Source organism: Clostridium saccharoperbutylacetonicum N1-4(HMT) (assembly GCF_000340885.1).
Classification (GTDB): domain Bacteria; phylum Bacillota; class Clostridia; order Clostridiales; family Clostridiaceae; genus Clostridium; species Clostridium saccharoperbutylacetonicum.
The window spans coordinates 6,397,920-6,410,454 of sequence record NC_020291.1; the positions used below are offsets into that span (position 1 = coordinate 6,397,920).

Here is a 12,535-nt window from a genome sequence, read left to right on the forward strand (position 1 = left end):
CTCCATTTTGTAGGGCAAAGTCTATATTTACTGCAATTCAGATAGAAACCAATAATAAATGCTCGAGCAGACTCTGAGCCCATACCTATAAGGAAAGCATTTTTTGGATTGCTTTTATTGATAGCAGAGAAGTGGCCGAAATGTTAGAGAAAGAACATAAAGAAATTATGAGAATGATTGATGGCTACGATCCACCCAAAGAAAGTACTTAACGCAGAATAGTAGGAATAACTCCAACTCTAACTAAAGGTAACGTTACCCTTAGTGATAATTTTATGGCTAAAATAGAAACTGAACTAAAAACGTTGGAAACACTAGGTCTAGAAAGCGCCCTAAATTTTAAGGTGGTTAAATACACAGATAAAAAAGGTGAAGTAAGACCATGCTACGAATTAAATCGTGACGGAATGTTAATGCTTCTTAATTCAGAAAGTACACTTGTAAGATTAATAACTATTGAATATATAAACATTCTTGAAGTAGAAAACCAAAAATTAAAACAGGAACGCAAACATTATTATAAACTCGAGGTCGAAGAATTGAAGAAATTCAAAAAGGTAGTTACCGAAAGTAACGACCAAATAATTTCTAATAAAACAACTTTCTGTAGATATCAATTCTAATTTGCCATTATTCTGACACAATAAATTACTATAATAAAATCATAGTTAATGATAAAACTTTTTTTCATAAATATTTACCCTATTATATAAAGTTGAAGAGTAGAATTCATATTCCCCTTATGATATGCTACTCTTTATTTGTTCTTACACACCCCTTTAAAGAGGAAATTGTCTATAATCAATTCCACAAATAAGAACACCTATATTTCTATAGATGCTTCTCTTAATTTATCTATTATCTTTTCCTTAACTTCTTCATCAGAGTAATATTTCTTAGGTTTGTCTTTATCTCTAAAAACATAACCCATCTTATAGAATATTTGAACACTTTCAAGGTACATTTTATCCCATATAGGATTCAGTATTTTTCTTTTAGTATCTGCTTTACACATGACAATCCCTAATTCTTCAAATGTTATGTAAACAGGTTTATTCTCCAATTAAATCACATCCTTAAAATATCGTTCTAGGTCAATCCTTTTTTCAACTGCTCTATAAGTATTATCATAAGTACCAATTAATTCATCTCTATATTTTCTGCCACTAGTCCTTCCCCATAAACTATCCTTAATTTTTCTGAGAGCCTTAACTTCCATCAATCTAGCTTTATCTTCTGGAACAGAAAACATTTCTCCTATTTCTTTTATTTTTATTGGTTCTATATCCCATCCATAATAAAGCTTTAATATCTGTCTTTCTAATAATGTATTATGCTTTATCATAGCCCCTTCTAGTTCGTTTCTAAGTTGTTTAAAGTATATTTCATCCTCTATGTTTTCCATACTCATATCGTGGCTATCTAACATATTTATTAACTCTGTATCTTCTTCCTCCCCTACTGGAACATTAAGGCTATTAACTGTTCTATAAAATTTATTGTTATTAACTTCCCTTGATCCTCTACCATTAGCACAATTATAAATTTCTCTTTCTATATATTGAAAAGCATAAGTAATGAAAGTAGCCTTATTCTCAATATTTAAATCATATTTATTTGCTGCAGTAATCAATCCTAAAATTCCAGATTGTATTAAATCATCTAACTCAAGTAATTTATCTAAAGTATTATATTTCTTTGCTATTTTTCTTACTATTCCTATATTACTATCAATCAAAATATCTAATGCTTGTTTATCTCCTTGTTGATACGATAAAACTAATTCCTCATTAGTCATATTTTTACCCCTTTCTTAATCGAATTCTCAGCTGTGAGTTTTGTATTTACATGATTCCGCTTTGGACTCTATATAATATTTAAATTAATCATCTGTAACCAAAAGTTATGCTTGTTCAATTTGAGCAGTAGCATATACAAATAAAAAGTTAGCTTCGTTCTTAAGTGAATAAATATTATTTACCTGGTTCTTATTAATTTATAAACTTGGCTACAAAATTAAATAAGTGCCTCTATGAAATTAAGTCTTTTGGATTATCTAAATCTGATAAATCTTTTCCCATGCTCCAATTAATAAATCTATCTAATTCACTTGATGAAATTTTAAGACTTCCTAACTTAGTTGCTCTAAGCAATCCTTTATTAACAAGCAAATATGTATCTGTTCTATTAAGTTTTAATTTTTTTGATACGTCTGCAATAGTTAGTAATTCGTCCACTTACAATCTCTCCTCACTATATTTAAATAAAAAAGCTACGAGAATAAACAGGTATCGTACTTTTAGTCGATAACCTACTTATTCCCGCAGCCATTAAGTTCTTAATGCTTTCCACTATTAAAAAGTGGGGTACTTTAGTATTTATTTTTTAATTAATAATTTTTCGCTTATTATTTTCTCTTATTAATGTGCTTTTAGATATTCCTGTAATCTCTACAACTTCATTGTAACTCTTATCGCCACCATTAATTGATAACAAGTTTAATGCATGATCTAATTGCTTATCTGTATATGCTTTTGGTCTACCTTCTTTGAATCCTTCTTTTGTCTTTGCTATTGCCTTACCACTTTGAGTACGTTCTATGATCATTGCTCTTTCAAACTCTGCAAATGCTAATAAATTAGTTACTATTAATCTCCCCATTGGTGTATCTTCTATAAGTCCCATATTAAGTATATGTATCTTGACCCCTTTACCCATGAGCATATCAATATATTGTAATCCCTCTTTGGTTGTTCTACAGAATCTGTCTAGCTTGGTTACTACTAATAAATCATCCTGTTGCAATTCATACAGTACCTTATTAAATATTTCTCTTTCCTTTGCACCTGAATAACTCTCTTCAAAAATCTTAGCATTTGAATACCTTCCTAATATTTTAGATGATTGTTCTTCAATGCTATTACCATCTAATTGCCCTTTAGTTGATACCCTAGCATACCCATAAATCATATATCGTAACCTCATATTTCACAAATTGTTTTGACACTAAGTTTTAACACCGTTCTATATGTCTATTTTACATCATTAACATTGTGGTGTCAATACTGTTAAGTTATGATACTAGTATACAAATACAATAATTCTCTACAGTATAATTTCTATGGTATGATTTCTACGGTATAGTTTTCACACCATAGTTTACAAGCGTATAATATCATGGTATAATTTCATTATTGTAAAAAGGAGTGATGAACATGTTTAATTATGACGATTTAAATTTATTGACAAAAGAAGCTCAAAAAAAAATAATAACTCAAACTTTTGATCAAATAAGTTTACAAACCCATCAGCCCCATTCATTACAAAGTATTATTTCTGAAAATAGAGAGATTGGCATAGCTGCACGTATGTCTTCTAGACCATTAAATTTTACTTGTTATTCTCTTGTAGATAATAACATAACAAGTACTGGTAAAGAAAAATTTTATACTGGTAAAGAAATAGCTGATATATTCATTAATTCTTTTAAGAAATATGGTGAAACCTTTTATCCTATCACTGGATCTATAATTAAACTAATGGCCAAACACCTTATTTTATTTGTAAAAAATGAATATAAATATATTCCTTATGCTCAATTTAATATTGCTGAATCAATAGAAACCTCTGGTTTATCTTTAGATCAAGCAAAAAGCATTGTGGATCTTAATCCTATAATGAATAGCAAATATAAAACATTATTACGCATAAATCAATTAAAAACTGAAAACTTACCAACTACATATTTAGGTAATACTAGTGGAGAAGATATTTACAACAGAGCTTTTAAAGGATCTAGCCCTAATATAGTTATTATTTAACAACTGTATTAATAACTTAATTGTATTACAAAAACAATACAATTAAGTTATTATAGATTCATTATTGTTTAATGTAAATTTCATTGTACTTCTATAAATAATCATTCATTTACAAATAAGGTTTTAGGATTGTCATAAGCTATATAGATTTTAATATATCACCATTCTAATTTATCTAGCATAATTTAAATATTCTTAGTACATTAATCTATAAACATTTCATTCAAAACCGTTAAGTTATTATACTAATAAATTTATTTTGACAATAAAAAAAGAAGTATCTTACTTTTGATACTCCTTAAATTACTACTCAATCATGTAAATGACTATATTGTATAATTCCCTTGGCTTTTAATACCCCCTAATAAGTATGCAACTCAAATATATCTAGTTAATATTATCTTCTTCTGCATCATCTGTGCACAATCCTTCTAAGCTTATTGTAAACATTGGTTCTTTATATTCAAGATAATATTTGTAAAAAAGTTGATTTGTTTCTTGTACCTGATTAATAGAATCAGTAATGTATTTTCGCATTGTTTCATCTACTATTGCACCACAATGAGGGCAGAAATCTACTTTATTTGTTATAGTAAAGTAAATATCAAAATCCTTTTTGCAAGTATGACAATGTATTTTGGCTTTAGTATTAATCATTTTCTTTTTCATTTCTAACACCTTCCCTTTATATTTTATTTAATATTCGTTCTATTTCTAAATTTCTTCAATATCACATCCATTAATGCTGTCGCAGTATCTGGAGCATCATCATGTTCATTTTTACCTTGCAATGTATATCCAGTTAGATTGTCCATAAACTTAGCATATTGACTATTGTAATGATAATCTGAGCGAAAGTAAAAATTCTCTTTAATTTGTCCACTTGATAGTAACATTCTTGTTTCTTTATTGGATGTAGTAAAAACAGGATCAAAATGAATGTAAAAGCCATTTTCTCTGCATTTCTTTTTCAAACTTCTACAGTACATTTCACCAGCACCATTACTTTCTATTCTGCATATGTTGGGACTATATTTATCAAGCATTCCTATTGTCAAAGGCTCTGTTTTTTCAACTGGTTCTTGAGTAAATATACAATCAATAATATAAACATTTCTTTCTATAATAGAACCAATAAGCATACAATAGAAATCTTCTCCTTTATCCGCTAAGTCAATTGCTGCTATAATTCCATTACTATTCTTATCTTTAATATCCGCCATTGTAAATCTATTAAGTTCATCTATAGAGAACAATAATCCTTCTGCTGGCTTAGGATTTTGCTGGTACATTGATTCAAATACATGAGAGTTTTGCCTCTTAATTGCTAATAACCTTTCAAGACTATGTTTGCTTTCCCATAATGCTGTTCCTTCTTCTCTTGGATCTTCTTCTGTTGGTGGTCCTATTTTAATCGCTGGGAATATAACTACATACCAGTTTTCCTTTTCTCTTTTTAATATTGTTCCTGCTAAATCGTCTTGGTGCCATCTTGTTAGTGTAATAAGTTGTTGACTTTCATTATGTAGACGAGTTTTAAATACTGTATCATACCAATCTTGTACATTTTGTCTTATTGTTGGGCTCCATGCATCTGCCGCATCTTTGTAAGGGTCATCTATTATTCCTATATCTACAGGTCTACCAGTTAAACCACCACCTACACCTACAGTAATAAAACTTCCTCTATGATTAACGACTTCAAACTCTTCTGAATTTCTTAGCCAGTTACTATCTCCTCTAAATCCTTTCCCTGTCAATCTAGTTTCTAGATATACTTGCTTATATTCTTCACTATCAATTATTCTTTGAACATCTCTGTTAAATTTACTTGCAAAACTGTGGTTATAAGATGCTAGGGCAATTCTTAATTCTGGATTATCTCCTAAAAGCTTAGCAGGTAGTCTTCTGCTACATAACTCTGACTTACCATGTTGAGGTGGCATAAATACCATTAAATTTTTTATCTCACCATTTGAGAACTTATCAAGTGCATTTGCATATCTTCTGTGATGATCGCTTATTTCATAATTTGAGAATGTCCATTTAGTAAAATCAATTAAACTTTCTTTCGCATTATCTATTTGTTCAAGTTTTAAAAGGTCCTCTAATTCAAATAGTTCATTATCTGTTAGCATAATATCACCTATTCATTCTCATTCAACTTTTTCTTAAGTTCTTCTATACGTTGCTTTCTTTCTTCTGGTGTCATATTGGTATTTACATTCACACTAGTTTCACCACTATGCTCAATTTCTTGTTTATCTCTCCATCCAAAGTTATTCTTTAAAGCGAATATAGAAAAAGTAACATTATTGTCACCTGTTAATGCTCTTTCTTCCATGGATGCTTCTACTATGTCTTTTGCCTTTTTTATAGTGGGAAAAAATTCATCCCTTGTAGAATAATTATATAAAGTTCTTCTATCTATCCCAATCCACAAAGCAAGACCACTCAATGTATATGGCTTATTATTTTGTTCACATCTTTGCCAATACTCCATTATTTTTTGTTCCAGTTCTTCTTGTGAATTAAATGCCCTTGGCCTCCCTACTTCCTTTTTCTCATCCAATGTGCTCACCACCTTTGTATTCTTAACTTGAAACTGCTGGTATTGTTCCACCTAATTGATCTATGCAGCCAAAATCACAGTACCATTCATTTCCTCTTGTATTTCCTGTATAAGTAACACTTATAATTCGATATATACCATTCTTGTCTAATCCTCTAAAAGTAAATTGACTGTTAGTAGTTGGAGTTGAATTATTTCCGCTTACTGCTGGTAATTCTCCGCCATCTGCATTTATTAAAGGTTTTGGTCTTCCGATTTTATAATCTCCATAGATTGGTCCATATGATACTTGTTCATCTGGTGGCTTACTTACTGATCTAGCTGCATAAATATCATTATTTCCACCATATATCGCTACATGTTTTGTAGTTCCATCCTCATTAAACCAAAATACTAAATCTCCTGCGATTGCTGCTCTAACATCAATATTAATTAATCCTGTTGCATTACATCCTTGCCATTGTGTTTCTGTATCTCTACCTATTGTTAATCCCGCTGTAGCAAAACAATGTTGTGCAAATGATGAACAATCATAATATGTTTTTCCATTCTCTGTTTCACCATTAGCACCATATTCATAAAGCACTGTATTATCATCACATAACTTTTTAGCTTCTGCGATTATTGTATTTCTAACATTATTTAAAGCTGTTCCTGTTTCAGCAGTTGAAGTTGTTGCTTGTGGAACTGAATTATTGTTGCTAATTTGAATTTGTTTTGCTCTGACTAAATTATTATTAACATGAATAAGTGTATTTAGCTTAATCATTGGATTTAATAAGCATTGTCCATTTATTCCGAAGTCTGTTTGCTGAGGTGTTCCAATTAACCCGCTAGATGGATTTAATTCGAATATTTCATCTTTTGGCAAATCATCTAAATGTATAAGGTTTAATTCGCCATTGTCCATGTAATATTGTAAATCATAGCTTTTAGCAATTTGTCTTATGTAATCAGATGCTTTCCCAAACATAACCTTCCCTCTTGTGAGTTTTTGTCCTTGCAATCTATCTGAAATACTTCCTAAATGAAATAGGATTTGAGGCTTTATTTGTAAGGTGGTCTATTATGTCTCTTGCTGTTTGTCCTCTAGCTATCGAATAATTAGCTATATCAAAATTAAGTGCTCTATCACTATCTAATGCTATAATAGTTAACTTAAAAGTATTTCCGTTCTCTCTTTCTCTGATAGTCTGTAGAATATCACCATCGAATATCAATCCAAATTGTTGAGAACCTTCGTAACCAGCTTCTACAGTTACTCTAGTTCCTGTCATCATAATTGCATTTTCTGTTTTAGCTGTTAAATTATAAATAACTATTTCACTTGTATTAGGTTGCATTTGTATAGTTTTTACTATTTTGAATGTACAATGAAGTTCAGACACATCCACCCCATTACCACTAGAATCAATAACAACTATTCGGTATTTTCTACCGTATAAATAATCCTTTACTTTCTCACTATTTTTCACTACTTCATAGTTTGTTGCTTCTATGTTTAATACATCTGAATTACTATTTGCACTTGCTACTGAACCTGTTGGCATAGTGCCTGTAAATTGACTAAAATAAGTATTCGCTGCTGTTTTTCTTCTTGTTAAATTAGCTAATTCTTCTTTTGCTCTTTCAAAACTCGTACAGAAAGCAATTGTCAAATCATCTATACTTCCATTCCCCTTCATAAAGTCATCATGTTTTATATATTCCGATTTATCTATCCAATTATAATATCCTCCAGTTACAGAACCTTGTTGACCTGTTAATTCTGACCAAAAGAAATCCATTTGATGTTGAAAATCTGTTCCATAGGCTTGTAGTGCTATTTTTCTATCATAACTCCATTGAATTAATCCAAATCCATCGCCGCCAACTTCGTGCAAATTTGGATCAAAATCGGATTCTTGTTCAATATTCCCCATGACTGCAGCACATGATTTCTCAGGCAATCCTTTATTTCTTAAGTAACTCCAAACTTGTTCTTGTACACTCATAAAGTTTTATTCCTCCTTCAAACTAATTGATTGTTTTGCTTTCTTATTCCAATATCTATCTTGTGCTGCTTTAACTTTCTCCTTATTCTTTTTACGCCATTCCTTCATATATGCGTTTCTCTGCTCTTTGGCTTTTTCATTCAATGTTAATTCTCCTTCCTAATATTTTGATAAAATAAAAAGGCTACGGTAATAAATAACTTAATCCAATTTTGGACTTAGCTAAATATTTCCCGCAGCCATTAAATTCTTAATGCTTTCCATCATATGATGGGGTACTTAATATTTACTTTTATCTTTATATTTATTATACAATAAAATCACTTTTAAAGCTAGTTTTTTCAAGCATTATAGCCTATTTAACACCCAAATTTTTTCCTCTAGAATCTATATATGAGGTAGGCGAAAAATTTCTCTGTCCTCCTAAATTAAGATTTTTCAATGTTTTAATTTCTTTCATAATCTATAGCATCATGTTCTGCATGATTAGATGTTCGAATTTTTATTCGGAGTTCTCTATAATCTTCATTTTCAGTAAACCCATAATCTTTATATTTATTGAACCATTTTATACACCTCTCAATATAATTGTTATTATGTTAACTTATTAGTTGGGATTTTCAGTCTGTTTATCCTATTTTTGTTTTTCAAAAGAGTTAATTAATTCTTTTAACTCTTCTGCATTTAATTTCTTTAGAGTTATCTTCGCAAGTACATTTGCATAAGCAGTTTCTAAGATATCCTTTCCTTCTTTCGTTCCAGGCATTACTAATGATACTTTCATTATGCTACCCCCCTGTCCATATATCACATAATATGTTTCATGATTCACTTGTGTTACTTTGAATTTTCTCCTTCTTACTTTCTTCTTCAATTTCTTTTCTTGCCATTTCCATTATTAATTCAGCTATTTTTCTCTGAGCGATTGGAATGGCTTCAGGGTTTATTATTTCAACTGTAACCGTTCCTACTTTAAATTCCATTACTTGCACCTCCTTTATTCTGTTTTAAAAGATCCTTTAAAATATTCTTCAACCATTCTTTCATGATAAAGTTGTATTCTTTCTTTAAATTCTTTAGGATTTGTAATACATACTTCGTTAAAAGGTAATTCTGGGTATTCTTCTTTGGTAAACACGACTGGCTCTGTTGTATCTGGAATAGCATTAAAATTAAATTCCTTGACCTTTTTAACATTTGAAATCAATAGTTTCTTAACATTTTCAAAGACAGTTTTTGTTTCTTCTATACTTAAATGATCAACTTGTTCTATTAACTTTTCTCTCATTTTAACACCTCTTCACTATCATTATTTATTTGATATTATAGTTATTTCTTATATTTCCCAACTTTCTTTTAAATTATTTAGAAATTTCATTCCCTCACCATCATCTTTAACAACATCTGGGTGAAGGGCTTTTGCTGCAGTTCTATAAATCTTTTTTAGATATTCTTTTTCTTTGTCTGTGTAGTTACTTTGTTTATTGTTGAAGTAACTACCAAAACTAGAACTATTGTAGTTACTTTTATAATTTTCATAGTAGCTACGTTGCTGTTCTTGTGCTGCTTCATATTGTTTTTTGAATGCTTCAAATTTTTCTTTTTCTCTTAATACTCCAAACACATCATAATAGTAATCATAACTATCTGAATCATATTTATTTCTAAATTCTTCTTTTTTTCTTAAATACTCTTTAATTGTCAATTCATGTACTGTTTTAACAGTATGTTCTTCTGTTTTATAGAACTCTTCTTTTATTTTTTCAACGAGTGGATCTAATTTTAAATATATTAACTCATATATGACGTCTTCCTTTATATCTAATTCATTAGATAATTTTTCAATTCTACTAGCAGCATAATCATACAAACTAAATTCAATTAAATCATAATAACTTGCAGTGCAGATTGACCATTGCTTCTTTTTAACTTTTCCATGCTCTCTATAACTTTTATGAATACTCATCTTATAGGCCTTTCTTATAGACCTTTCAAACCTATTTCCAGTATATCTATGGCTATAATAACTCATATCTTCACCATTCATTGAAAAATTCACTTTATACGCCTCAAGTTCTTTATATGCTCCATAAGTGTTTTCTTTCCTTAATTCTACTTCTTGGATAACACAATACAATTTAATCACTTCCTTTGTAGTTACTTTGATATTTAGCATAGTAACTACATATTAAAAAATTGAGGAAGCCCTTAACTAATAGTCTAGAACCTCTTCACGGATATTACTTGCTACCAATATTGCTATCGCTTTAATACCCGCCCCTATATTAGCCTCTTTTCTGTTTTAGGTATAATTCATCATCTAAAATCAAATCATCTGTATGAGCCTTATTTTTAGCCTATTTTCTTATAGATTCTTGCTATTTCCTTTTTATCTTCCCCGATGATTGAATATACTCCATTGTCTATCCTTTTAATTTTATAAATCGTTTCGTTATCAAATATATTTTTTTGCTTCAACTCACTTATAAATGGCCCTTGGTAATCCCTTATAAGTCCATTTTGAGTTAAATTCTGATATATCTTTTCAACATTTATCACATTCCCTTGAGAATCGAAGGTTGTATATGACATTAACTCTCCAAATTTATCTTCAAAATAATTATCCATTTTCTCTCTTGCTTTTGGGCTTGAATTAATTGCCTTCCACATATAAGAACTAACACAATTAAATAATGGCATCTCCCAATCCGGGCAATCTACAAGATCCTTACATCTGCCTTTTTTCCATCTATACTCTACATGATGCAATATAAAACTATCTGTTATTGATTCGGTACCAGTTTCTTTTTTATTATAATATTCTTTAATTCTTTTTGCTTGAGTATATGATCCACCTAATATTTGAATTATCTCATGTTCTGAAAAATATTTATCCACTAAAGGTATACATGAATATACTAGCATACCACCATAATGATTTATAATTTCTTCTGAATTATCTATATACTCATTTAAGGATTCTATATACTTTTCATACTTATCTCTAGCCCCTACTGTTAAATTTAATTTCATCGTATTTTTACTTATCTTTCTATCTTCATATAATTGATCTAACTTTTTATATATTTTTCTTAGTTTAAATTTTATCTTTATTACAAGATTACTTACTACTAATCTATCATCGCCTTTTGCTTCATCTCTAAATATTCTACACAATCTATCATAGTCTTTCTCAGAAAAGAAATATCTAAGTTCCTCTTTTACCTTTTTGCTTCTTTCTAATACTAATTGCTCTTTATTCTTAAATTCAGTTACCATAAATAATCCTCCTATTCAATTTACAAAGTAGCCCCTTTAAGTTTCTACTCTATATCTAGATAAAGCCTATAATACTTTCCACTCTTAGATTCTTTACTTATTTTTTTAATTGTTACTCCTGCTGATAATATGCTAATCATCTTATTCTTTTCATCATCTGTCTTATATTTAATTTGCAGTTTTATCATTAACAATCCTCTCTTCCTTGATTCCTTCTATCTTCTTGAGTATTTCATATAGTGTTGTTAAGTATGGTTTTGTTACTATCATTATCTATTCCCCCTCTTTCTGATAATTAAAGTAACACGTCTAGTTCTTTTCTTATTAATCAATAATTCAGTAGCATTTAACATACATTCTCTTGCTTCAATTAATGAGCCATCTTTTAGCATTACTATCTTTTTAGCAAGTTCAATTTCTAAATCAAATAATTCTCCCATTAACATACACCTGCCTTATCTATTAATTCGATATTTGTATTACATAAGTCTTTTATTCTTTCTAAATCCTTAAACAATTCATTAATGATATTATTATGTGTCTTTTCATTTACTCTACTTTCTTCACCCTTTTTTAAACCATTTAATTCTTTAACATTTATCTTACTCATATATACCCTCCTTAAATTCTCTTGACTTTTTAGGAGTATCGTTATAACCTAAAGGTGCGAAACTTGTGAGTTATAACGATAACTCTTTTGTGATGAATATATATTTTATTCATCACTTTTTTTATTTTTTTCATAATCCAATTCAATCTTGCCTAACAGTATCTCACCTATAGTTATTCTTAATCCTTTGCTTGTAGATGAATCTAAATACTTATTTCCCACTCTAATTATTACTAGTTTCAAACTTTCTTTACTCATA

Annotated in this window: 21 protein-coding genes; 2 read left to right on the forward strand and 19 right to left on the reverse strand. The window is 29.4% G+C overall.

What is annotated here, in order from left to right; all coding sequences use genetic code 11:
- Positions 1–275: 275 nt before the first annotated feature.
- A complete protein-coding gene (locus CSPA_RS27785) occupies positions 276–623 on the forward strand; it encodes a Rha family transcriptional regulator (RefSeq protein ID WP_015395742.1) in 348 nt (115 codons plus the stop codon).
- Between the two features lie 200 nt (positions 624–823).
- Here the strand turns inward: CSPA_RS27785 and CSPA_RS27790 are convergent, their stop codons facing one another.
- From CSPA_RS27790 to CSPA_RS27805, 4 genes are all read right to left on the reverse strand, one after another.
- Positions 824–1,063 (reverse strand): hypothetical protein, encoded by a 240-nt coding sequence (locus CSPA_RS27790; protein ID WP_015395743.1) that lies wholly within the window; start codon positions 1,061–1,063, stop codon positions 824–826.
- On the reverse strand, positions 1,064–1,798 hold the full coding sequence (locus tag CSPA_RS27795; protein WP_015395744.1) for a sigma-70 family RNA polymerase sigma factor: 735 nt from the start codon (positions 1,796–1,798) through the stop codon (positions 1,064–1,066). It lies immediately after the preceding gene.
- Positions 1,799–2,030: 232 nt separating this feature from the next.
- Positions 2,031–2,237: a helix-turn-helix domain-containing protein gene (locus tag CSPA_RS27800; protein WP_015395745.1), complete on the reverse strand. Its 207-nt coding sequence runs from the start codon at positions 2,235–2,237 to the stop codon at positions 2,031–2,033.
- A 148-nt stretch (positions 2,238–2,385) separates the two neighbouring features.
- Positions 2,386–2,970 (reverse strand): recombinase family protein, encoded by a 585-nt coding sequence (locus CSPA_RS27805; protein WP_015395746.1) that lies wholly within the window; start codon positions 2,968–2,970, stop codon positions 2,386–2,388.
- 245 nt (positions 2,971–3,215) lie between these two features.
- Between CSPA_RS27805 and CSPA_RS27810 the strand changes: the two genes are divergently transcribed.
- A complete protein-coding gene (locus tag CSPA_RS27810) occupies positions 3,216–3,821 on the forward strand; it encodes a hypothetical protein (protein WP_015395747.1) in 606 nt (201 codons plus the stop codon).
- A 387-nt stretch (positions 3,822–4,208) separates the two neighbouring features.
- Here the strand turns inward: CSPA_RS27810 and CSPA_RS27815 are convergent, their stop codons facing one another.
- From CSPA_RS27815 to CSPA_RS30420, 15 genes are all read right to left on the reverse strand, one after another.
- Positions 4,209–4,490 carry a hypothetical protein gene (locus tag CSPA_RS27815; protein WP_015395748.1) on the reverse strand — a complete coding sequence of 94 codons (282 nt, stop codon included), beginning with the start codon at positions 4,488–4,490 and terminating at the stop codon, positions 4,209–4,211.
- Between the two features lie 23 nt (positions 4,491–4,513).
- On the reverse strand, positions 4,514–5,959 hold the full coding sequence (gene terL / locus CSPA_RS27820) for a phage terminase large subunit (protein ID WP_015395749.1): 1,446 nt from the start codon (positions 5,957–5,959) through the stop codon (positions 4,514–4,516).
- Positions 5,960–5,967: 8 nt separating this feature from the next.
- Positions 5,968–6,393 (reverse strand): DNA-packaging protein, encoded by a 426-nt coding sequence (locus CSPA_RS27825; RefSeq protein ID WP_015395750.1) that lies wholly within the window; start codon positions 6,391–6,393, stop codon positions 5,968–5,970.
- Between the two features lie 22 nt (positions 6,394–6,415).
- Positions 6,416–7,366 carry an NlpC/P60 family protein gene (locus CSPA_RS30685; RefSeq protein ID WP_015395751.1) on the reverse strand — a complete coding sequence of 317 codons (951 nt, stop codon included), beginning with the start codon at positions 7,364–7,366 and terminating at the stop codon, positions 6,416–6,418.
- Between the two features lie 34 nt (positions 7,367–7,400).
- On the reverse strand, positions 7,401–8,387 hold the full coding sequence (locus CSPA_RS30690) for a phage tail tip lysozyme (RefSeq protein ID WP_015395752.1): 987 nt from the start codon (positions 8,385–8,387) through the stop codon (positions 7,401–7,403).
- A gap of 6 nt (positions 8,388–8,393) precedes the next feature.
- Complete coding sequence (locus tag CSPA_RS30390; protein ID WP_015395753.1) at positions 8,394–8,531, reverse strand: hypothetical protein; 138 nt, start codon at positions 8,529–8,531, stop codon at positions 8,394–8,396.
- A gap of 490 nt (positions 8,532–9,021) precedes the next feature.
- Positions 9,022–9,171, reverse strand: a complete 150-nt coding sequence (locus tag CSPA_RS30395; RefSeq protein WP_015395754.1) for a hypothetical protein — start codon at positions 9,169–9,171, stop codon at positions 9,022–9,024.
- A gap of 37 nt (positions 9,172–9,208) precedes the next feature.
- Complete coding sequence (locus tag CSPA_RS30400; RefSeq protein WP_015395755.1) at positions 9,209–9,370, reverse strand: hypothetical protein; 162 nt, start codon at positions 9,368–9,370, stop codon at positions 9,209–9,211.
- Positions 9,371–9,384: 14 nt separating this feature from the next.
- Complete coding sequence (locus CSPA_RS27835; protein WP_015395756.1) at positions 9,385–9,675, reverse strand: hypothetical protein; 291 nt, start codon at positions 9,673–9,675, stop codon at positions 9,385–9,387.
- Between the two features lie 48 nt (positions 9,676–9,723).
- Complete coding sequence (locus CSPA_RS27840) at positions 9,724–10,563, reverse strand: hypothetical protein (protein ID WP_241393356.1); 840 nt, start codon at positions 10,561–10,563, stop codon at positions 9,724–9,726.
- 176 nt (positions 10,564–10,739) lie between these two features.
- Positions 10,740–11,666 (reverse strand): hypothetical protein, encoded by a 927-nt coding sequence (locus CSPA_RS27845; RefSeq protein WP_015395758.1) that lies wholly within the window; start codon positions 11,664–11,666, stop codon positions 10,740–10,742.
- A 44-nt stretch (positions 11,667–11,710) separates the two neighbouring features.
- Positions 11,711–11,854 carry a hypothetical protein gene (locus CSPA_RS30405; RefSeq protein ID WP_015395759.1) on the reverse strand — a complete coding sequence of 48 codons (144 nt, stop codon included), beginning with the start codon at positions 11,852–11,854 and terminating at the stop codon, positions 11,711–11,713.
- 81 nt (positions 11,855–11,935) lie between these two features.
- Entirely contained in the window at positions 11,936–12,106 is a 171-nt protein-coding gene (locus CSPA_RS30410; protein WP_015395761.1) for a hypothetical protein, read from the reverse strand.
- Positions 12,106–12,276, reverse strand: coding sequence for a hypothetical protein (locus tag CSPA_RS30415; protein WP_015395762.1), 171 nt, complete (start codon positions 12,274–12,276; stop codon positions 12,106–12,108). The genes CSPA_RS30410 and CSPA_RS30415 overlap by 1 nt, the downstream gene beginning before the upstream one ends.
- 105 nt (positions 12,277–12,381) lie before the next feature.
- Positions 12,382–12,534 (reverse strand): hypothetical protein, encoded by a 153-nt coding sequence (locus CSPA_RS30420; RefSeq protein WP_015395763.1) that lies wholly within the window; start codon positions 12,532–12,534, stop codon positions 12,382–12,384.
- Position 12,535 lies beyond the last annotated feature (1 nt).